The sequence below is a fragment of the Algoriphagus winogradskyi genome (assembly GCF_900182815.1).
In the GTDB taxonomy this organism is placed as follows: Bacteria; Bacteroidota; Bacteroidia; order Cytophagales; family Cyclobacteriaceae; genus Algoriphagus; species Algoriphagus winogradskyi.
In genome coordinates, this window is the sequence record NZ_FXUA01000002.1 from 665,296 (window position 1) to 687,094 (window position 21,799).

The window sequence follows — 21,799 nt, forward strand, 5'->3', positions numbered from 1 at the left end:
ATTTTGGATTTCCTCCATAGGCATATAGAAGCATTGATTTTTTGTGCTCCGGATCCTTTACCCAAGGAGGAGATAGTAAAATGCCTTTCAGAAATGTTTGAGGCTGAAATTCCTGTTGATCATGTTGATGATGCCATTAATGAATTGATAGGGAAATATCAATCAGAAGATTTTTCATTTCAATTGGAGCATTTGGGTGGTGGATATCAGTTTTTGACTAAGCCTGCCTATCAGACTTCCATTGGCATTCTTCTTCGTCAGCAATCTCAAAAGAGATTGTCAACAGCACAGCTAGAAACTTTGTCCATCATTGCCTACAAGCAGCCAGTTACCAAGGGAGATATAGAGCAAATCCGAGGGGTAAATAGCGACTACTCTGTTCAAAAGCTTTTGGAAAAAGAATTAGTGGATATAAAAGGCAAATCCGACGGGCTAGGTAAGCCAATTTTATATGGAACTTCGAGAAAATTTATGGAATACTTTGGCATTAATTCATTAGCTGATTTGCCTCAACCAAAAGATTTTTCTCAACCAGACAACCAAATTGGGGAGGAAAGAGACTAATTGCTTGGCGTTACTTTAGCCAATTGAGCGATCAAATATTTTCTACCAGAATTTACCTCCTCGCATAGCACTCGGGTTCTTCGCGTTTCGCCTTTTTCAAATTCTCTTCCAGAAAGGAAAAACCTGTTTCCTGGCTTCAAATCTGAAAGGAAAATGACATCAGAATTGCTGATTTTTTCATCGTATTTACTCATTTCCTTCATGAGAAATAGGTCACGGGACGAGCTGGCTTTGGGGTTACTCATGTGCTTGCGCAAAGGAATGAGTAGGTCTATAGGGAATACCGCCGTTGAGAGTAGAGGTAGCATTAATTGCTGAAAAATAGCTTTCCATTCCATACCATGGGGAGTGATAGATTGGCCATATCGTACATAGGCATGAAGGTGGGCAACTTCATGAATGTAAGTCAGGAGAAACTGGTACGGGTTAAGATCCGCATTGATGGTGATAGTTTGGATTGTTCTATCAGAGCGAAATCTAAAATCTCCTAATTTCGTTTTTCGGGAAGCAGTGGTTTGAAATGAAAATTGTTCTTTTGTCCAAAGATCCACAGCATAATTGACTGCAGATAAAGGAATTTTTTTTAATAGGATTTGCCTCAGGGATTCTACTAAAATCATTGTGAAAAATACAAAAAAAAGAGCCCCGACATGCAGGGCTCAATACATTTAGGAAGGGAAGAATTATTGAGCAGGCTCAACAACTTCAACAGTCTCTTCTACTACTACTGTAGTATCAGCTTCGATGATGATTTCTTCCTCAACAACTGGCTCTTCAACTACCTCGATAGTCTCAACAGTTTCTTCTTTAACTTCTTTGTTACCGCATGAAGCTACAGCGAACATGCTAGCGATTGCGAAAATTGCAAATACTTTTTTCATTTTTTGTGGTTTTCTTAATTACACTGCAAATGTATTACAGTTTTCATCAATAAAACAATAGCCCGTTTAAATATATTTTATTTGTTTTTGTAAATTATTTTTACAGGAACTCCCTCGAAATCAAAGTTTTCGCGAAGTCTGTTTTCCAGGTATCTTGTATATGGTGATTTGATGTACTGGGGTAAGTTGCAGAAGAATGCAAACACCGGATTTTTGGTAGGAAGCTGAGTAGAATATTTGATTTTTATATACTTTCCTTTCCAAGCTGGCGGAGGATATCTTTCGATCTCAGCTAGCATGACATCGTTCAGTTTGGAAGTTGGGATGCGTCGAGTTTTATTCTCGTAAACTTTCACAGCTAACTCAATTGCCTGAAAAATCCGTTGTTTTTCAACTACTGAAGTAAAGATGATCGGGATCCATTTGTTTTCACCTAATTTCTCTAACATATCATCTTTGATCTTGCCCATGGTTTTATGATCTTTTTCGATCAAATCCCATTTATTCACCATGATCATCACGCCTTTGTTATTCTTAATTGCGAGAGAGATCAGGTTCATGTCCTGTGCTTCCAACCCTCTGGTAGCATCCACCATGACAATTACCACATCTGATTCTTCCAATGTTCTTAATGAACGCATAACCGAGTAGAATTCTACATCTTCAGTTACTTTGGATTTCTTTCGGATTCCAGCTGTATCTGTTATTATGAAATCCTGTCCATAAAGCTGATAGCGAGTGTGTATAGAATCTCTTGTGGTACCTGCTTCATCCGTTACTATCGAGCGGTCTTTGCCGATCAAGGCATTTAAGAAAGACGATTTTCCAGCATTTGGTCTACCTAGAATTGAAATCTTAGGGGTGTCAGCATCTGGATCTTCTATTCCTTCGTCTTCGAAGTGGGTGATTACCGCATCCAAAAGCTCCCCAGTACCACTACCACTTGCAGAAGCAACTGGATAAACCTCGAAGTCACTTACACCCAAGGCATAGAATTCGTGCATGGCAAAGCTTTTTTCTTGATTATCTGCTTTGTTTGCTACGACATAGATGGGCTTCTTGCTGGAGCGAAGTTCTTTTGCAAACTCGCTATCCAGATCTGTTAGTCCTGTGTGACAGTCAACTATAAATAAAATCACATCAGCTTCTTCTATGGCAAGTTTTACCTGCTTACGGATCTCAGCTTCATACATATCCTCAGAGCCTGTCACATATCCTCCTGTGTCAATCACTGAGAAAAACTTTCCAGCCCATTGCGCATGTCCGTAATGACGATCACGTGTTACACCACTCATATTATCTTCAATCGCCTTTCGTTCTTCTACTAGTCGGTTGAAAAGAGTGGATTTGCCCACGTTAGGGCGTCCTACTATCGCTACTATATTTGCCATGATTAGGTTGGGTCGTACCCAAATTTTTTCAGTTTCAATTTATTTTTTCTCCAGTCTTGCTCCACCTTCACGAAGGTTTCAAGGAAGACTTTCTTGCCGAAGAACTTTTCTAATTCTTCTCGGGCTTGTATTCCCACTTTTTTCAGTGCAGCGCCCTTATCACCTATGATGATTCCTTTCTGACTATCTCTTTCTACATAAATAATAGCCCGGACGCTGATAATATTTTTTTTCACCTTAAAGTCTTCGATGGAAACTTCAGAACTGTAAGGGATTTCTTTTTTATAATTTTCGAAGATTTTCTCGCGGATAATCTCAGAGGCAAAGAACCGCTCAGATCTATCGGAAAGTTCCGCTTTGTCATAAAATGCAGGGTGTTCTGGAAGCCTATCCAGAATCTCTTGCATGATTTTATCCGTATTGAATTTTTCTCCGGCAGAAATTGGAATGACTAGCTCAGACTTGATTCTTGAAGTCCAATAAGCTGTAACTTCTTCCAACTGACCGGGTTTGGCTAAATCGATTTTGTTGACTACCAGCAATACAGGAACACCAGATTCGTTGATTTTCTCAATCACATGCTCGATATCAGCATCTGTTTCGTAAAGATCGGTTACAAAAAGAATGATGTCAGCATCTTCCAGCGAGATGTTGACAAAGCTCATCATGTTCTTCTGAAGCTCATATTGTGGTTTCAGCATACCTGGAGTATCAGAAAACACGATCTGATAATTATCGGAGTTAGTCAGTCCAATGATTCTGTGTCGAGTCGTCTGAGATTTGGAGGTGATGATCGAAAGTCGCTCCCCTACAAGGATATTCATCAATGTAGATTTGCCCACATTTGGTTTTCCTATGATGTTGACGAAGCCTGCTTGATGTTTTGGTATATCCATTGTAGAAATTTTTTACAAAGGTACTTGATTTTTAGATACTACTTACTTTTTTGGGGGTTTGGCAAAATAAAATTTGGCTTTAAAATGGTGTTTTTATGGCGATGATTATGACTTAGGTAATTGATTGAATGATAAACAGCTGAGGGTTTTGCTGGTAGCATACACTAGCTAAGAATGGTGTTTCAATCCATACCTAAGAGAATGGCTATCGAAATATTTTTCTTGTGAAGAGTTTGCTTTCCAAAAATAAAGGCCTACTTTTGTATCACAATTAGCCGAAAGGGCAGATTTAGATAAGAAAAAGAAGCTTTTTGCTTTAAAAATATATCGCGGGATGGAGCAGTTGGTAGCTCGTCGGGCTCATAACCCGAAGGTCACAGGTTCGAGTCCTGTTCCCGCTACTTTTAGACTCCGAACAATGTAAAAATTGTTCGGAGTTTTTTGTTTTTCAGGCATTTAGAACTATCTCGAATCTATTTGATTCTGATAAATTCTAATGATTTTGTCCCCCTTTTTGTCCCCCAATTTGTCCCCCTTCTTGTCCGCCTAGAATTTTTTCGGTATTTTGAACCATGATAGATTTCAAAATTTCCGCGGTTTTGAATCCGAAAAGTAAAAAGTCGCCCGACGGCGAAGCGATCTATTTGTGCATTAATCGAAAAGGAAGGCACTACCTTAATCTCAACCTTGAAAAGATTCCAAAAAATGCTTGGTCAGGAAAACCATTAAAATGGGTCAATAGTCAATATCTGTATGCTGATTTTCACAATCGGGTAATTGCAAGGGAAATTCATCATCTCAAAGAAATCATCCAGGATTTTTATAAGCGGAGTGAGGTTCTGACCGCTGATAAACTGAAGAACATATATCTGGTAAAACACCAAGGCAAAAGAATAAAAGGTGTTAATGGAACAATTGCTCCTGGGGCTAGTGATAAAATTTCATCCTATATCGATTACTCTCTCAAATTTGGAGCAACCAAAAAGAAAGCTGAAGGAACGAGAAAGGTATATGTGACCTTAAAGAATTTGGTTGATAGCTACAAAAGCCAGGCTGTGATGGCTGATTTAGATGAAGCCTATGTTTTGGGATTCATAGATTTCTTGCGGAGCAATGCAACGGAGATTAATTCCGATACCACGGTTGCCAAATATGTGGATCGTTTGAAGGTGATCTATCGAGAGTATTGTGACCAGTATGGGATTCTTTTTAAGAAGCGAATATTTGAAAGACTGGATGTCGAGTCAACCAAAAGGCCTGATAAAATCATATACGTTAATGATAAGCAGTATGAACTGCTGTCTGAAATGAAATTTTCTCTTGAAGAGAGAAGACTTGAAATCACCAGGGATCTTTTTCTTTTGCTTTGCAATACGGCCCTGTATTATAATGATTTGATCGCAATTCGTTCAGAAAATGGATTTGATTGGAACTTGCTGAAAGAAAATCCTGAACACATGGTGCTTCAGGGGGAAAGAAAGAAGAATGGAGAGGAGTTTTGGATTCCGCTTAATGACGCAGCAAAAAGGATCGTCAAAAAGTACTTTCGAGAAGGGGGGGAATATTTGTTTCCTGCAGGCGTGGCTATTTCAGAGCAAAAGTTTAATCAGAACCTGAAAGTCCTTGCAGAGAAGATTAAATTCCCTGATGTGCTATCCAATAAGGTAGGAAGAAAGACTTTCGGAACATGGACAGATCGACTGGGGATGGATGATAATGATATTAGAATGATATTTGGGCATTCGCCCGGCTCGGTTCTTAAGAAATATTATACCGAAAGAAGAACCGTGGAAACCTATAAGAGAATCCTTTCCTTCATTCAGCGATAAGTATGCAAAAGAAAACTAAACTGGCAATCAAACATTACCACGGGAAGGAACTTGAGAAGATTGGAAAATCATCTGCTAGCTTTCCTTTATATGTCATGGTAAGGTACAAGAATGCGAAAACCAAATTTGCATCAAGGTTGGGAATACGATTTGTGAATGAAAATGGTGGTGAGTCCTCTATCCTTGGCAAATTCAATAGAGATGTGATCAGTCTAATTGAAGACGAAGTAAAGCACATTGAACTGCTTAGAGACTATTTTGAGGATGTCTTGGCGGTTGAGTTTACGCCATCTATGGTGGTAAATGAGGTCTTCGAGAATACTGCCTTAGAGAAAGTCATTGATTATTTTGATCAAGTTTTTGAGGAAAAGGAATTGATAGAGATTCTTGCAGAAATTGATCAAGACTTGATTGATTTGTTAAATGCTGCCGGTCCTACCCGGTTTTTGTCAGGTTTAAAGCATCTTGATCTAGCACTTTTTCAGCGATTCATGGAAATTGAAGAAGTCAGACGGGTATTCGATTTTTTCAGGATTTATAAATCATTTAATTGGCCGGAGGTAAATAGGCTTCAATTTAGGATGGCGGTAATTGATGAGAATCAGAATATTGCAGGTTTAAAAAAATGGATGGATGATCGCTTTGATTCCGAAATGCTTCATTATTATCGACTCAATCCAATTGATTTGAATCATTGAAAAAAAAGGACACCAGTGACCGATTTTATTATTTTTCTCTATATTTGAGTAAATCAAACTCAAATCATTATGAATCAAGACACTTTTATTCCGTTTTCGGCTGTTAGCCAAAAATGGCTGGAAGAGAAATTCAAGAATCTGGAAGAGAAAATCTCAAGCATTAATCCGGCTAGTAAATCCGTAAAAGATGAATGGTTGTCGCTTCAGGAATTCATGGAGGCAACTGGCGTTAAATCTCATTACTCGATTTCAAAAATGGAATCCGTTTCCGAGTCCAAAGGGCAGGAGTTTCGCTCCATGTACCGAGGTAAAAGGCGATTTATTCACCAGAGAGAGGTGGATAGGTTTTTTCAGGGGGAGTTTGAGAACTAAAAAAGGAAAGGATGACCATCCTTTCCTTTTGTTGAAAATGCGCAATAGCAGTTCCTTGGTTTGCTTTTAACCTCTTCACAATTAAAAACATGATTCCAAGTTGAACATTCTTTTGATCAAAATCAACCTAGGTAAGGCGGTTTATTGAACTTTTACCACTCTGACTCTCCTCCCAGTTAGATCCTGATAACCATCCGGATCATTTCCAAAAGTTTACAAATCATTCAAAGTAGTATTTACCCCAAAATGCTAATCGAAACCTTATTGCCTAAAAAATATGACTTCAATAAATCATTATACAAAATCGAACGATTCCCGTTCCGGTGAATTCCTAATCATCAAATCCGCCAATGAATGGATGGATGAAGCCAAGTCCAAGCCTATTCCCAAAAAGATCTTTGGCCCGTTTTGGTATGAGGAAGAGCTATGCATTCTCTTCGCTGATACCAATCAAGGTAAGTCGTTGCTTGCCGTACAAATTATCGACAGTGTGTCCAAAGGAGTTCCAACCCTGGGATTGGAGATGGAACTGAAAGCATCTAAAGTCATCTACTTTGACCTGGAATTGACAGCCAAGCAATTTGAAATGAGATATGCTCAATACGATAAGGAAAGAGATATCCTTTTTGATCATTTCGAATTCAGTGACCTTTTCCTGAGAGCAGAAATCAATCCATATGGATTTGATGAGGCTTTTGAAGAGTATGAAAGCTTTCTTTTTAAAGAGATAGAGGTTCAAGCCTCCAAGTCCGGCGCTAAAATCCTCGTAATAGATAATCTGTCTTGTGTGATTTCAGATAATGAGAAGGCAAGGAATACCACTCCATTTTTAATAAGGCTCAACAATCTGAAAAAGATTCATGGGTGGTCGATTTTGCTCATTGCCCATACTCCAAAGAGGAACCTGTTTGCACCGATCAATAGAAACGATATCCAAGGCAGCAAGAGCTTTATTAATCTGATTGATTCTTGTTTCGCTGTAGGAGAAAGTCAAAAAGACCCTTCCATTAAATACTTGAAACAAATAAAAGTCAGGTATGGTGCTTTTAAATATCCCTCCGAAAATGTCCTAGTCTGTAAAATCGGCAAAGACTCAAATTTCAGTTCGTTTAGGTTTATCCAGTTTGGAAAAGAGTCCGATCATTTAAAGCAGTTGAATCCAGTCGATAAATCTCAAATGAAGACCAAGGCCTTGGATCTCAAAAATGAGGGCCATACCAATGTGAAGATAGCTCAGGAACTCGGAGTGTCAGAAGGAGCTGTGAGGAAATGGCTCAAGCAACTTGAGTTAGACGAGTAAGCTCAATCGTAAAAATCGAACTGTACGAGGGGTACGAGGTGTGCGAATCGTACGATTTCCACTTACCACTACCCCTCTTTTTCTTTTTGCAGGTAATCCGACAATTCACGACAAAAGGAAAGATAAGACTCCTTTAAATCAATAAGATGTATTATTTATGTATAGATGTATTTATATAAAAATGTAAATATTATGAACTACTCTGAAGTAAAACAAGCGGCTGCCAGAATCAAACAGGAATTCCCTGTGCTGGATTATTTCCATAGCCTGGTCAGATCAGGATTTCTGAAATTCGAAGGCATCCACGGGAAAGAATATTTTTTTGGTTTCCTGGAACAGCGGACTGGCTCGATTGCCGTAGATGACAAAGCGAATGTGTGGTATGATCATGCCGCAGGAAAGGGCGGAGACGTTATCGCAGCAGTCCAGGAATTTGAAAACAAAACCTTCTTCGAATCAGTGGAAAGCCTCTCTGGATCAGTTCCGGTAAGAAAATTTGTTCCTAGACAAAAACCTGAGATTGCCCAGAAAATAGTGGTGGAAAAGGTGGCTGAGATCAGCCATGATGCACTTATCCAATACATTCGAGGCAGGGGTATTGATCTTCAGGATATTGCTCCTTTCGGTAAAGAGGTGCATTGGCGGAATAAGGGAAAGCGATATTTCGCAGTGGGTTTTCCAAATGAATCGGGTGGATGGGTACTTCGATCCTCTATTTTTAAGGGGAACATTCTTGGAGGAGGTACTTCAATTCGAATCCTTGGGACTGTTAAAGGCATCAAAGTTTTTGAAGGCTGGTTTGACTTTCTGAGTTATCTGAAGCTTTCTAGAGCTACAGATTTCAAAGCCATTATTCTGAATAGTACTGCCAATCTCAGTTTTCGCTTAATTCTGGATGTTTTGGAAGAGTGTGAAGTAGTTGATCTCTATTTGGATAATGATGTTACGGGAGAGAAGTGTACAATTAATTTTATTAGAGTAGCCCAGCTATTCCGTTATTGCCTTCAAAAAGGATCACCTACCGATTGGGATTTGGAGGCATTGAGGGGGAGTAGGGACAAAATTGGAATTCTCCTTTCCAATATGAAAATCATTCCTTCAGAAGCGATGGAAATCTGGAAGATCCAAACGAATGTTTCTGATCAAAGATGTCACTTTTCTGGTTTTGAGGATGTTAATGCATTTTTGGTGGGTGGGGTTCACAAGTGACAATATTCGGTCTGGGGGTTAAAGTGGAATACTTTGGAGTCTCGTCAATACAAAAGCTAATTGGGATCAACTTCAAATGTTATATAAAGGTAAATCTGAAGTCAGGCCATCTGAAAGAAAAGTTGCAGTACCAGTTAGAATCATGAATACGCAATCCGTCCAGGCACTGGCAGATTTGGAGCAGAAATTAATTCTTAAAGCCTATAGCCCATCTACAGTAAAGAACTATTGATCATCATTAACTCAATTTTTATCTTTTTTTGAAAGTCGAAATATTAAGGATGTGACAAAGGAAGAAATAGAAGCCTTTGTCTATCATCAGATCACCAAATATAAAATTTCAGAAAGTGCGCAAAATACGTTGATAAACGCGATTAAGGCGTATTATGAACACGTGCTGGGTAGAGAACGGACTATTTATGATATCCAACGACCTAAGAAAAGCCTAACGCTGCCCAATGTACTCAGTCAGGAAGAGATCAAAGCAATCCTTTGCAGTGTGGAGAATATAAAGCACCGAGCTGTATTGATGCTTATTTACAGTGCTGGATTAAGAATAAGTGAAGCTATCAACCTTTCGTCGGAATATCTAAACCTAAGAAAACGAGATATTCATTCTGATGATGGTTACATTTTCATCAAGGGAGGAAAAGGAAAAAAAGATAGGAAAACTGTGCTTTCACCAATTCTGCTAGTAATGCTTAGAGAGTATTACAAAGCTTATAAGCCCAGTTATTGGCTATTTGAAGGGCAGGAAGGAGGTCAGTATTCAGCGACAAGCATTCAAGCCGTTTTTCGAAGAGCAATAAAGAATAGCAATTCAAACCCTTGGGCGACTGTACACACTTTGCGTCACAGTTTTGCAACTCATCTACTTCAAAAGGGGACAAATTTGCGTTATGTGCAAGCTCTCCTTGGTCATGAAAGTAGTAAGACCACTGAAATATATACGCATGTGCTATCGATATCAAATAAAAATATTCAAAGTCCACTTGATGGGATCGACGAAATCCTTAATTTGGTCACAGCAGATCCCTAAAGACCTGTGGACAATGGTGATATATAGGCAATAGGGAAGTGGTGATGCTGTAACCAAAAAGTATTATAGCTAATAATGAAAACTCATGGAAGGAAAACAAACAGCATTATTTGACGAGAGATTCCTCGAATCATTTACTGGTACTGGAATAGTGAGTGAACCAAAGATTGCTATAATAGAGCTAATTGCAAATTCTTGGGATGCAGGTGCCTCTAAAGTGGAAATCAAATGGCCTAACGAATCAGACAATTCTTTCTTCATCAGAGATAATGGACATGGGATGTCTGAATCCGAATTTGATAAACGTTTTAGAAAATTGGCATATAATAGGCAAAGAGATCAGGGTATTTATGCTGAAATACCTAGAGAAAACTCATTTATTTCAAAACGACTTGCTTTTGGAAAAAACGGCAAAGGACGATTTGCAGGGTTTTGTTTTGGTCCGTCTTTCTTTGTTAAAACATGGAAAAAGAATAATGAAGTTACTGTAAAAGTATTTAAAGGGAATGAAGGCGAAATATTCTTCCAGAAAATAGATAGTAAAGAAGGAGTAACTGGACATGGAACAATGGTTTATGCAGATAATGCCAAAATTCCCATAATCTCGGCTAATTTAATCAAAAGAGAGATTGGTATGAGATTCCTTACTGACCCAAATTTCGAAGTTGCAATTGATGGAGAAAAAATAACCTTTCTAGATATACCAGAGAAAAATATTAAGGAGTTTATTCTAACCGTGGAAGGTTTTGGAGAAGTTAAACTAATTGCAATCGATACTTTATCAACTGACAAAACTACCCATCAACATGGCATTGCATGGCATGTGAATGGGAGGTTAGTTGGTGAGTGTTCGTGGAAAGGAACTGGTATGGATCATCTTATTGACGGAAGACGTATAGAAGCCAAAAGATTTATCTTTATCGTTTTGGCAGATATTTTAAATTCCGAAAAAAACATACATCCGGATTGGTCTGGATTTAAATCAAATAGTGACGAATTTCAATCAGTAAATGAGGTTGTACTCAACAAGGTTAAAGATTTTGTTTTGGATATTTCTAAAGAAAAACGTAAAGAAACTTTTTATGACATCAAATCACAAAATAATCAAACTCTTAAAAGGATTGGGCTAATTGGTCAAACAAAATGGAATTCGTTTATAACTCAAGTGCAGGAGGAATGCCCATCAATTAATGAAACAGAACTTGCAAAGCTTGGGACAATCCTAGCCAATTTGGAGGAATCACAATCTCAATTCAGCCTTATACACGCTCTATATGAACTTGATCCAAATCAACTGGATAATCTCAATGAGATTCTAGAAGAATGGAATGTGGATCTTGCAAAAATAGTTTTGGATGAACTTCAATTTAGGCTAAAATTATTGGAGCAGTTAAAAATCAAAGTACTTTCAAAGGATACTGATGAGGTTCAGGAGTTGCAACCTTTATTCAAAAAGGGCCTATGGATTTTTGGACCCGAATACGAAACTATCGAATACACCTCAAATCAAGGAATGACATCAGTAATACAAAATTTATACGGAGGAATAGAGAAAGGCTCAAGAAAAAGACCAGATTTCGCAATTTTAAGTGACAGTACAGTAGGTCTCTACTCATATCCTAAATATGATGATGAAGGCGGTGAAATTGGCGTAGATAGACTTACGATAGTGGAATTAAAAAAGCCAGGTGTTCCCCTTAGTTCAGAGCAAAAAAGTCAAGCATGGGGATATGTGAAGGAGTTAACAAAAAAAGGATATGTCACTCCTGAAAATAAAATAACATGTTTCGTTCTCGGTTCGGAAATTGATCCACTTGAAGCTCAGGAAACGCATCAAGGGGGAACTAAAATAATTCCTTTACTTTACGATACTGTAGTAAAACGGGCTAACAGCCGATTACTAAATCTTTATGACAAAGTAAAAAATTCACCATTTCTCGAAAATGTAAGACTGGAAGAAGAGCTTAACGGTCAAATGAACTTATTAGAAAATTAATAGGCCATAACAATTTGTAGAAATTAGAGCCTTTCATTGCTACAGCACAACCAAAACTACGATTCTTACATTGACGTTATTTTTTAAATGAAAAGAGCAATAATACTTGGAGCAGGGGCTTCTAAAAGCTATAACAAATCTAAAACAGGTGTGAAAATGCCTGTTGCATTAGACTTTTTTGAAACCTTTAGAAAACTTGAAATTTCAGAAAATCCTTGGGTATTAATTGGACATTTAATTAACTATATATCTGATAGAGATAAAGTTGATGCACTCCAATTTTTGAATTTTTCTGAAGATATCGAATTACTGCATTCTGAAATTCAAAAAAAATTGTACAAGGCTTTACATCGTGGAAATATTTTTAGACACCCAGATGGTATTCAACAATTAAAGGCTTATAATGAATTGATATTTCTTTTTGTAAGTGTAATAAATGAAATTCAGAATGGTGATGAATCTTTAACTCATAAAAATTTAGCTAAACAACTTTCTACGAGAGACTCAATCATAACTTTTAATTGGGATACTTTGATGGACAGAGCTTTAATGAAAGAAACTGATTGGAATAGTGGAAATGGATATTTTGTACAGCCTTCTGCCGTTTTCAGGGATGATTGGATTTATAATGATGATCAATCTATTGAACGAAATTTCCCGAAGTTGTTAAAACTTCACGGTTCTAGTAATTGGATTACAAGTCATATTATACCTAGCAAAGAAGGCAAATTTGAATTAAGCCAGGAAACTAATGTAGAAGACTTCTATGTCTTCGAACGAGCAACTAAACCATATGCAACCTATGCTGGTAGATACATGTCTGGATATGAAGAGTTCTCATATGGCTATTATCCACCAAATCTTCCCTTGATAGGTAAACCTGCTCCTGAAGGTTATACAATAGTAAAAAGCAGAATTAAAAACCCTTTGATGCCTGAAGGAAAATCGAATGATAAAGGTTTGTATTCTATGCCATTAATAATTCCCCCGGTAAAAAATAAAGAATACGATTTATTTGGAACATTATTTACTCGAGTTTGGGCTGAAGCACAAAGAGAAATTGAAAACGCAGAGGAAATCTATATAATAGGATATTCATTTCCTGTAACTGATATTAGAACTGATCAATTGTTTAAATCGGCATTTCTCAAACGGAAAACATTTCCAAAGATTATTATCCATAATCCCAACCCGGATTTGATCTTTGAAAGATTCACATTTGATTATGGCATACCCTCATCTTACATCATCGTCAAAAAGGAATACTTTGATGAAACCTTTAAATTTGAATAAAAACTGTTCATTTAATAAAAAATAAATAATAAAAAACTTGTAACACCACCTATGCCGCTCCACTTAGGGATAATACTCATAGCCAAAAGTTGTGCTGCATACAAGGATAGCTGACTGAAAAATTATTACCACTGCAGGAAATTGAAGATTCTCTATAAATATCGCCCACTTTCAGAATTTCTTTTTAAGGAACTTTACTATCAAGAGTTGTACTTCGCTTCCTACTTCGAATTGAATGACCCGCTTGATTTGTCGGCTCGGATTGAATTTAGTTGTGAGAAATCCGAGCAAGTAGAATATCTGATTTATTTTCTTTTTAAGTCAACCCTATCGCTCAATGATGCCTTAACTGACAAAAAAAGGAAGAACGACAAAAACCTACTTGCATTCAATGACAACAGAACAAAGGTTGCAGAATTTCAGCAAACGGTTTTTGAATATATAAACCAGCTAAAAGATGAAAAAGAAAGAGTTTGGGATATTGATATTAAAAGCATTATTGATTCCGCATCAAAGAAACACAATCTAGAATTCCAATTTGATTCAGAGAATTTCAAAAGCGTACTTAAACGTATATCGTCAAAATTTCTTGAAAATAGTTATGCTACTTGCTTTTCAGAAAGCAATGATGATTTTTTAATGTGGTCGCACTATTCCAGCAAGCATTCAGGAATCTGTTTAGAGTTTGCGTTAGAAAATTCAGGTCTTTTCCCTTACATCGGGAAAGCTCGAAGGAAATTAGATTGCAAAAAATACAAAGAAAGACTATCCAAATGGGATTTAGAAACCCACGTGTATTGGGACAGAATTAAAAAAGTTAATTATGAGAGCGAACAGCCGTTTATAAATTTTTTCGAGTTTTCACAAGTTTTTGAAAATGAACACGATTGTGATTTGATAGGTCTTTCAAAACCTTGGACACATCATTTTGCTCATCAATTAGAATGGGTTTTCTCTACCAAAACTGCACCGTGGAAATATGAAAAGGAATGGAGAGCGATTCATATAAACTTTGGAAATCCCCAAGAACCAGAAGAAAGAATCCGACATTATCCACTTGAAAGTCTGAAAGCTATCTATTTTGGTATGCGAACTCCAGAAAACGTAAAGAAGAGAATCTTTCACATTTTTGATAAGTAAGCAAAAGAACTACAATACTTTGAATGTAAACCGACAAACGGGAAAGACCTAGAATTTATTGAATGGGAATATTATGAATAATATGCCAACGCATGGAGAGAAAAAGAAACGGCCCGACCCTTCGCATTTTTAAGAAGAGTTGTCATCCGAATTGCCCCAAGCATTTGGCACATGCCATAGCCGCGCCAGACTATAAATAGTAGGCAGTGTGAATTCGAGATAGGTCAGTAATATCATCCATACCCTAAGTATATTATACTTATAAAGTTCAGCCTGGCCAGCAATAAAGCACCTTATTTTATTCGCTATTAGTTTTGGTCAACAGTAAAATTCTTTACAAAACATTATCTTTACAAAAAACAAAATGACAATGGATTTGCTCAAAATATCAAAAGCACTGGCTGATGCCACGCGGTTCAAAATTCTAAAGATACTCATGGCAAAAGGAGAAATCAGTTGCAGTGAATTGGAAGGCCACTTTACGCTTTCTCAACCTACCATTTCACACCACTCTAAAATACTGTTTGATTGCGGACTTATCCATGCAAAAAAGGATGGACAACATTCGCTTTTATCGGTAAATAAGAAGTTGTTAGAAAAATACCTCACATCCCTTAAAGAAGAATTGGTCAAGTAATTTTTTTTATTCAATATATAGATATATTTCAATATATCTTTTAATTTTGATTAAGTTTGTGAAAACATCTACCAACTAATTTAAAAACAAAAAATTATGATATTAATTACAGGAGCCAACGGGCATTTAGGGGCGGCCACTATCGAATCTTTATTGAAAAAAAATCCTAAAACCCCAATTAGGGCATTGGTAAGAACCGAAGAAAAAGGAGCTCCATTCAAAAAAAAAGGAGTGGATATTGCCATAGGAGATTACTTTAATTATGATTCATTGCTTGCGGCTATGCGGGGGGTAGATGTCCTTTTACTGGTTTCATCAAGTTCCATAACCGGACGTTATGAGCAGCATTCTAATGCCATAAAAGCGGCAAAAGAGAGTGGCATAAAGCATATCGTTTACACCAGTGTGCTGAAATCTTCCCCTGATTCCAAATTCAGTGGAGGTATGGATCACGTAAAAACAGAAGCAGAGATTAAAGCATCAGGAATTCCTTATACCATTATGGGAAATACCTATTATGCTGATTTTCTACCGATGTTGTTAGGAGATTTTACCAATACAGGAGCTATTTATTACAGTGCTGGTGATGCAAGGGTAAATTTTGCGTCACGAAATGATATGGCAGAGGCCAATGCAGTTGTACTTTCCAACCCTTCTGCCCATCAGAATAAAGTGTATAATATCACCGCATTAAAAGCATATACCTTTACAGAGATAGCTGTTATGCTTTCGGATATTGTAAATGCCCCTGTAAACTATGTAGATATTCCACTGGAAGATTTGAAAAAGGGCATGCTGCAACATGGTTTGCCGGAAAATGTTACGGGTATGATGGCAAGTATTGCCGAGACCATGAAAGCCGGGGAGTTTGATTATGCCGATGATACATTAAAGAAATTAATTGGTCATCCTCCTCTTGATTTAAAGGATTTTCTAAAAAGTGTATATGGCACAAAATCCTTGTAGGATAAATAAAACCTTAAATAGTAGAAATTCATAAATGAAACCAATATGGGAAAATTAGAAAACAAAGTTGCAATCATTACAGGTGGTGCCGGCAGTATCGGCCTGATTACCGCCAAACTTTTTTTACAAAACGGTGCGAAAATAATGCTTGTTGACGTAAATGAGGATTCGTTGAAAAATGCTGCAACAGAATTACAATCACCAAATGTTGATTATTGCGTAGCAGATGTTACCCAAAGTTCTGATGTTGAAAAATATGCACAGAAAACAGTAGATAAATTTGGCAAAATAGATGTGTTCTTCAATAATGCAGGGATCGAAGGGGTGGTAAAGCCAATTACAGAATACCCGGAGGAAAATTTTGATAAAGTTATTGCTGTCAATGTGAAAGGGGTTTGGTTGGGCATGAAGCATGTGTTACCAAGAATGAATGACGGAGGAAGTGTTATCATTACATCTTCCGTAGCAGGGCTTATTGGCATCTCAGGAATGACCGCCTATAATGCAAGTAAACACGCCACCATTGGTATTATGCGAGCCACAGCACAGGAGGCTGCCCCACGAAAAATCAGGGTAAATACAGTTAATCCGGGGACCGTTGATAACCGGATGATGCGTTCTCTGGAAGAAGGAATGGCTCCAGGACATGCAGAGGCAATAAAAGCGGAATTTATAAAAGGTATTCCCTTGGGAAGGTATGTTCAGCCCGAAGAAGTAGCCAATGTAGTTTTGTATTTAGCTTCTGACGATAGCCAATTTATAACTGCAACCATTAATGTGGTAGATGGAGGAATGGCGGCATATTAGATTCTCTGTTTATTCAACATCGGCACTTACATAGTTATCTGCTCTAAAACCGAATTTATTTATACACGAAAAAATATCAAACCATGAACATCAAAGAAAAAATCGAAGACCTAATCAAGCTAATGCTGTCGGGCAAACAAATGGATGCTTTTGAAAAGTATTATCATGAAGATGTAGTAATGCAGGAAAACTCCAAACCCCCAATGGTTGGCAAATCAGCCAACAGGGAAAGGGAAATTCAAGGGATGCAGATGATTGAAACGTTTCACGGAGCAGAAGTAAAAGCAGTTGCCGTGGGCGACAATGTGACTATGGTAGAATGGGAATTTGATGTCACCTACAAAGGCGCGCCCCGCATGAAAATGTGCCAGGTGGCCGTGCAAAAATGGAAGGACGGCCAAATTATTCATGAACGTTTTTATTATTCAACTAACTAAAATCAAAACAAGAGCAATTTCACTCGATCAAGCCATTGCCTTTATGTCATCGTTTAATGAAAATAATGGAAGCAACCCTTCCAATGAAAAATATATTCCCGGAACCTGCAATATGGGGAGAGAGGAAATCAAAAGGCGAAAAGCAAGTGGATGGACAGGGTTGGTACTAACGGTAATTACCATTTCTCTCTTATTATGGTTCAGTGCACCTCACTGGATGCGACTTGTAGTTTTCATTCCGGCAGTAATGGGAGCAACAGGATTCATACAGGCGTACAATAAGTTCTGCGTGTATTTCGGATTTGGGCACATGTTCAATTTAGGAGAGGTGGGGAAAACAGATACCATCGATCAAAAAGAATTCAGGGTGAAAGACAGAGCAAGAGCCTGGCAATTGCTTGCCTATGCTTTTGGTACAGGATTGATTATTACTGTAATCGTTTATCTCCTGCCCTGATTTTGATCGGATATAAACCAGGTAAGTGAACTACTTGGCAGTTCTTGCTTGAGCATCATGCTTAAGTATAGAATTTATGGAAATGAAATTCATTTAGTAAACAAAACCATCATGGAAAAGCAAACAAAGAGTAAAACAAGAAAAATTGCCGCATGGGTGATAATTGGACTAGTGGGTGCGTTGGTTATTATGAGCGCCACCATGAAACTGACACACGCTGAAGAATTGGTAACTAATTTCACTAAATGGGGATTGATTGATAACCTCACGTTTATAGGAATTGGCGAATTGATTTTCATCATTTTATTTATTATTCCCAGAACATCCTCCCTTGGGTTTCTTTTGTTAACCGCCCACTTTGGTGGAGCCATTGCCACTCATCTACAACATGAGGAATCGTTTATAATGCCTGCCATTATTTTGACTGTGATCTGGATTGGTAATTACCTGCGCAATCCCGAAATGCTGGCAAGTTTTACGAAAAAATAATGGACATAAAAGCAATAGCCGTATTAGGCGCCAATGGCCGAACTGGAATTGAAATTGTAAAACAAGCCCTGGAAAAAGGTTGGGTTGTAAAAGCATTGGTTCGCGACAAACAAAAAATCAAACTTGCAAATCCCAATCTACAAGTCATTGAAGGAAATCCTATGCGTATAGATGATGTGAGGAAAGTTATCAAGGAAACACATGCCATCTTTGTTGCGCTCAACATTGGAAGGAAATCTGACCTGCCTTGGGCAAAAGTGACTTCGCCACTTGATTTATTGTATACAAGTATGAAAAATATAATTTTCGCAATGAATGAAAACGGTGTAAAGCGGGTGATAACTGTTTCAGCCTGGGGAACAGGCGATAGCTACAAAGAAACAAATTGGATATTTAAATTTCTTATCAAAAAGACCAACGTTGGTGTAGCCTACGCAGGTCATGAAGATCAGGAAAGAGTACTTCGTACAAGCGGACTGAAATGGACATCTGTTCGACCGGTTGGCCTTAGCAGCAGTGAAAAGCAGAAGCAAGTTCGGGTAAGCATTAAAGGCGATAAAAAACTAAACATGACCATCAGCCGAAAAGATGTTGCCCGCTTTATGCTGGACATTGTTGATGATGAAAAGTATTACCAGCAAGAACTTTCTATTTCATCAGAATGACTTTATCCGGTAGCGGAGTAACGTGCGTCCGATTTAAATTCCCTTTTGAATTGTAAAATGAACCGATCAGACTTTATAAAAATAATGGGAGCAGCAACAATAGGTTTTGGGACTTCAAATGTAAAGAGCTGGGCCAATTCGATAACCGGCTTACCCGAACAGGAAGTAACCCTTCCGGTTCTTTTTACTTCGCACGGAAACCCAATGGACATACACCTTCCTCATAAAGCGAATCCTTTTTTAACTTATCTTTTTGATTTAGGTGTTGACTTACGAAAAAAATATCCAAAAGAAATTAAAGCCATATTGGTAGTATCAGCACACTGGTGTACCAAAGGCACATACGTAAATGTTTCTCCGTGGCCGGAAACGATTTACGATTTTTACGGTTTCCCTCCCGAATATTACACTATAAAATACATGGCTCCAGGTGCTCCGGAATTTGCCAAAAATGTAGCAGAAGCCATCCCTGCAATTAGAACTACAACCGAATGGGGTTTCGATCATGGCAATTGGCCCATGCTTCGTCATCTTTTCCCAGATGCCAATGTACCGGTTTTTCAGATGAGCATTGATTATTATCAATCTCCTCAATACCACTATGAGTTAGCAGTTCAACTGAAGAAATTAAGAACGAAGGGTGTTTTGATTATCGGCAGCGGTTCCGTTGTTCATAATCTTCAATTGGCAAGTTCCAGACTTTTCAAAGGCGATAAAACCTTGTATGGATGGGATAAGGAATTTGATGAATGGATAAAACAGAGAGTGGTGGACCGCGACATAAAAAGTTTGATGAATTATGAAAAAACAAAATTTGGAAAAATGGCTGCCCCGACTCCCGATCATTATGTGCCGCTAATTTATTCTATGGCTATGCTGAATACCAACGATACTATAGAGCACACCTATGAAAGTCTTTTGCCTGCATTTAGCGACCGTAGTTTCATCATTGAATCAACCCATTAAACAATAGTATAACATGACCTTACATTATGATTTTGAGCTTCCAAAAAGAACAGGAGCCAAACCAACTACCACACCGAGCAATCCTCACATGCAATTGGATCAACAACCAAAAGACAGAAAGCTGGTGGATGAACTCATTGGTTGGGCATTCTCGCTTCCTGATATTTCAAAGGAGTATAGCAAAATCTCTGTACCCGGAGCACAGGCCATGTGTATGTCAGAAGAAAAAATGTGCACACATTGTAATGCTTTTATGGTTGAAACGGAATTTGCGCATTTTCATCCTGCTCCGGATGGCAGTATGCACTTAGGCCTCCCGCAGCGTGATGTAAAAAAAGTAATTGAACTGGGTTGGGGCGAATTGCATCCTGTAGTGCATAAAGGATGGTTGCCGCCAAACTTCATAATGGTTTACGCGCCCAGAAACGAAGAGGAGGCCGATGAGATTAAAAAAATTATTTTTCGCTCCTACCAATTTGCAATAGGTGAAATAAGCGATTAATGAGGCGAAGTTTGGGTCAGTAAAAATAAATTCTACTAAAAAAAAATTAACCATGCACGAAAATGATTTTCAAATATTGAAGCACGCCATCGAAAACATGATGCCTGCTAACAAAATACTCGGTTTAAAAATAGTTGAGATTACAGCAGGCTCGGTTCATATTCATGTTCCATTCAAAGAAGAGTTTATTGGTGATTTTATACAAGGCCGCTGGCATGGAGGTATTCTGGCCGCCATTGCCGATACTGCCGGAGGAGTGGCCGGGGCAACGGCTTTACATTCACCCAATGACAGGCTGAACACCATTGATATGCGCATTGATTATTTACATGCAGCCGTTAAGGCGGATGTACAAGCAAAAGCACGAATAATTAAACAAGGGAAGACAATCATTAAGGTTGATGTAGAATTGTTTCAGCCCGATAATAAAGAACCGGTCGCCCTCGCAAGATGTGTGTATAGCGCATTAAGGAGTGAATCTTAACATGAGCCGCTCAAATTTATGCAAAAATCAGCTTGTTTGAGCTAAACTCCCCAACCGAAAGAATTCTTAAAAGAGTGGGTTTAAAAAAAATGTATATCTTTGCACTCGACCAAAAAACTAATTTGGTCGATAAATAGTTTGGGAAGAAACAATGGAAACAACAATGGACATTAAAGACGATGTAAGTGAGGTCATCCTAAATTCCGCTAAAACCATCTTTGCCAGATATGGTTTTAAGAAAACCACAATGGATGAAATAGCTCATGCTTCAAGAAAAGGCAAAAGTTCCATCTATCATTACTTCAAAAGCAAAGAAGATATTTTCAAGGCAATCGTTGAAAAGGAATCGGATGTGTTAAGTGCTGCCATAGCAAAAGCAATCAATGCAGAAACTACCTCTGAAAAAAAAATACGGGCTTATGTTTTAACAAGAATGAAAGTTATTAACAAATTAACCAATCTATACAGTGCTTTAAAAGATGAATATCTGGAGCATTACAGTTTCATTGAAAATGTCAGAGTGAAGTATGACACCGAAGAGGTTAACACCATCAAAGGAATATTGAAGACGGGTGTTGAAGAAGGTGATTTTAAAATAGAAGACATCAACCTCACCGCCTTTGCCCTGGTCACAGCACTGAAGGGTTTAGAATATCCTTTATTCATTAAAAACAATTATGCAAAAACAGAAAATCGGTTTGAAGGATTGCTGAACGTGCTTTTTTATGGAATCATAGCGAGGTAATTTTTTTTTAACCCATTATCGACCAAAAAACTAAAA

25 protein-coding genes, 1 tRNA gene and 1 pseudogene are annotated in these 21,799 nt (G+C 37.9%); 23 read left to right on the forward strand and 4 right to left on the reverse strand.

The window, feature by feature from the left end:
• Window positions 1-3 precede the first annotated feature (3 nt).
• Window positions 4-564: an SMC-Scp complex subunit ScpB gene (scpB, locus tag QOL76_RS07365; RefSeq protein WP_283412392.1), complete on the forward strand. Its 561-nt coding sequence runs from the start codon at window positions 4-6 to the stop codon at window positions 562-564.
• Here the strand turns inward: scpB and QOL76_RS07370 are convergent.
• From QOL76_RS07370 to era, 4 genes are all read right to left on the reverse strand, one after another.
• A complete protein-coding gene (locus tag QOL76_RS07370) occupies window positions 561-1,184 on the reverse strand; it encodes a SprT-like domain-containing protein (RefSeq protein ID WP_283412393.1) in 624 nt (207 codons plus the stop codon). The two genes, scpB and QOL76_RS07370, sit on opposite strands and share 4 nt — an antisense overlap.
• A gap of 63 nt (window positions 1,185-1,247) precedes the next feature.
• On the reverse strand, window positions 1,248-1,445 hold the full coding sequence (locus QOL76_RS07375) for a hypothetical protein (RefSeq protein WP_091692326.1): 198 nt from the start codon (window positions 1,443-1,445) through the stop codon (window positions 1,248-1,250).
• 77 nt (window positions 1,446-1,522) lie between these two features.
• A complete protein-coding gene (der, locus tag QOL76_RS07380; RefSeq protein ID WP_283412394.1) occupies window positions 1,523-2,836 on the reverse strand; it encodes a ribosome biogenesis GTPase Der in 1,314 nt (437 codons plus the stop codon).
• Between the two features lie 2 nt (window positions 2,837-2,838).
• The gene (era, locus tag QOL76_RS07385) at window positions 2,839-3,732 is read right to left on the reverse strand and encodes a GTPase Era (protein ID WP_283412395.1); all 894 of its coding nucleotides are present in this window, start codon (window positions 3,730-3,732) and stop codon (window positions 2,839-2,841) included.
• Between the two features lie 328 nt (window positions 3,733-4,060).
• Between era and QOL76_RS07390 the strand changes: the two genes are divergently transcribed.
• The 22 genes and pseudogenes from QOL76_RS07390 to QOL76_RS07495 all read left to right on the forward strand — a co-directional run bounded on the left by QOL76_RS07390 (window position 4,061) and on the right by QOL76_RS07495 (window position 21,763).
• A tRNA-Met gene (locus QOL76_RS07390) sits at window positions 4,061-4,133 on the forward strand.
• Window positions 4,134-4,304: 171 nt separating this feature from the next.
• Complete coding sequence (locus tag QOL76_RS07395) at window positions 4,305-5,561, forward strand: tyrosine-type recombinase/integrase (protein ID WP_146914387.1); 1,257 nt, start codon at window positions 4,305-4,307, stop codon at window positions 5,559-5,561.
• Between the two features lie 2 nt (window positions 5,562-5,563).
• On the forward strand, window positions 5,564-6,259 hold the full coding sequence (locus tag QOL76_RS07400) for a hypothetical protein (protein ID WP_146914386.1): 696 nt from the start codon (window positions 5,564-5,566) through the stop codon (window positions 6,257-6,259).
• 69 nt (window positions 6,260-6,328) lie between these two features.
• A complete protein-coding gene (locus tag QOL76_RS07405) occupies window positions 6,329-6,631 on the forward strand; it encodes a hypothetical protein (protein WP_103923791.1) in 303 nt (100 codons plus the stop codon).
• Window positions 6,632-6,908: 277 nt separating this feature from the next.
• Window positions 6,909-7,931, forward strand: a complete 1,023-nt coding sequence (locus QOL76_RS07410) for an AAA family ATPase (RefSeq protein WP_103923792.1) — start codon at window positions 6,909-6,911, stop codon at window positions 7,929-7,931.
• 192 nt (window positions 7,932-8,123) lie between these two features.
• Window positions 8,124-9,140, forward strand: a complete 1,017-nt coding sequence (locus tag QOL76_RS07415) for a toprim domain-containing protein (protein ID WP_160111208.1) — start codon at window positions 8,124-8,126, stop codon at window positions 9,138-9,140.
• Between the two features lie 250 nt (window positions 9,141-9,390).
• Window positions 9,391-9,537: pseudogene (locus QOL76_RS07420) on the forward strand (phage integrase N-terminal SAM-like domain-containing protein); the annotation flags it as partial.
• Window positions 9,535-10,179 (forward strand): tyrosine-type recombinase/integrase, encoded by a 645-nt coding sequence (locus QOL76_RS07425; RefSeq protein ID WP_255590697.1) that lies wholly within the window; start codon window positions 9,535-9,537, stop codon window positions 10,177-10,179. The pseudogene QOL76_RS07420 and the gene QOL76_RS07425, both read left to right, overlap by 3 nt.
• 85 nt (window positions 10,180-10,264) lie before the next feature.
• Window positions 10,265-12,175, forward strand: coding sequence for an ATP-binding protein (locus QOL76_RS07430; RefSeq protein WP_103923795.1), 1,911 nt, complete (start codon window positions 10,265-10,267; stop codon window positions 12,173-12,175).
• 87 nt (window positions 12,176-12,262) lie between these two features.
• A complete protein-coding gene (locus tag QOL76_RS07435; RefSeq protein WP_103923796.1) occupies window positions 12,263-13,468 on the forward strand; it encodes an SIR2 family protein in 1,206 nt (401 codons plus the stop codon).
• A gap of 141 nt (window positions 13,469-13,609) precedes the next feature.
• Window positions 13,610-14,608 carry a DUF2971 domain-containing protein gene (locus QOL76_RS07440; RefSeq protein ID WP_103923797.1) on the forward strand — a complete coding sequence of 333 codons (999 nt, stop codon included), beginning with the start codon at window positions 13,610-13,612 and terminating at the stop codon, window positions 14,606-14,608.
• Between the two features lie 370 nt (window positions 14,609-14,978).
• Window positions 14,979-15,245, forward strand: coding sequence for an ArsR/SmtB family transcription factor (locus QOL76_RS07445; RefSeq protein WP_160111209.1), 267 nt, complete (start codon window positions 14,979-14,981; stop codon window positions 15,243-15,245).
• A 96-nt stretch (window positions 15,246-15,341) separates the two neighbouring features.
• On the forward strand, window positions 15,342-16,211 hold the full coding sequence (locus tag QOL76_RS07450; RefSeq protein ID WP_014773254.1) for an SDR family oxidoreductase: 870 nt from the start codon (window positions 15,342-15,344) through the stop codon (window positions 16,209-16,211).
• Between the two features lie 45 nt (window positions 16,212-16,256).
• Window positions 16,257-17,018, forward strand: a complete 762-nt coding sequence (locus tag QOL76_RS07455; RefSeq protein ID WP_144605546.1) for an SDR family NAD(P)-dependent oxidoreductase — start codon at window positions 16,257-16,259, stop codon at window positions 17,016-17,018.
• A gap of 83 nt (window positions 17,019-17,101) precedes the next feature.
• A complete protein-coding gene (locus QOL76_RS07460) occupies window positions 17,102-17,455 on the forward strand; it encodes a nuclear transport factor 2 family protein (RefSeq protein WP_014773255.1) in 354 nt (117 codons plus the stop codon).
• A 43-nt stretch (window positions 17,456-17,498) separates the two neighbouring features.
• Window positions 17,499-17,912: a hypothetical protein gene (locus QOL76_RS07465; protein ID WP_146914385.1), complete on the forward strand. Its 414-nt coding sequence runs from the start codon at window positions 17,499-17,501 to the stop codon at window positions 17,910-17,912.
• Between the two features lie 111 nt (window positions 17,913-18,023).
• Window positions 18,024-18,401 carry a DoxX family protein gene (locus tag QOL76_RS07470; protein ID WP_014773257.1) on the forward strand — a complete coding sequence of 126 codons (378 nt, stop codon included), beginning with the start codon at window positions 18,024-18,026 and terminating at the stop codon, window positions 18,399-18,401.
• Window positions 18,401-19,066 carry an NAD(P)-dependent oxidoreductase gene (locus tag QOL76_RS07475; RefSeq protein ID WP_014773258.1) on the forward strand — a complete coding sequence of 222 codons (666 nt, stop codon included), beginning with the start codon at window positions 18,401-18,403 and terminating at the stop codon, window positions 19,064-19,066. The genes QOL76_RS07470 and QOL76_RS07475 overlap by 1 nt, the downstream gene beginning before the upstream one ends.
• Before the next feature lie 84 nt (window positions 19,067-19,150).
• Window positions 19,151-20,032 (forward strand): dioxygenase family protein, encoded by an 882-nt coding sequence (locus QOL76_RS07480; protein WP_014773259.1) that lies wholly within the window; start codon window positions 19,151-19,153, stop codon window positions 20,030-20,032.
• A gap of 13 nt (window positions 20,033-20,045) precedes the next feature.
• Window positions 20,046-20,534, forward strand: a complete 489-nt coding sequence (locus tag QOL76_RS07485) for a luciferase domain-containing protein (RefSeq protein WP_014773260.1) — start codon at window positions 20,046-20,048, stop codon at window positions 20,532-20,534.
• A 52-nt stretch (window positions 20,535-20,586) separates the two neighbouring features.
• The gene (locus tag QOL76_RS07490) at window positions 20,587-21,018 is read left to right on the forward strand and encodes a PaaI family thioesterase (RefSeq protein WP_014773261.1); all 432 of its coding nucleotides are present in this window, start codon (window positions 20,587-20,589) and stop codon (window positions 21,016-21,018) included.
• A gap of 151 nt (window positions 21,019-21,169) precedes the next feature.
• Window positions 21,170-21,763 carry a TetR/AcrR family transcriptional regulator gene (locus QOL76_RS07495; protein ID WP_200820542.1) on the forward strand — a complete coding sequence of 198 codons (594 nt, stop codon included), beginning with the start codon at window positions 21,170-21,172 and terminating at the stop codon, window positions 21,761-21,763.
• Window positions 21,764-21,799 lie beyond the last annotated feature (36 nt).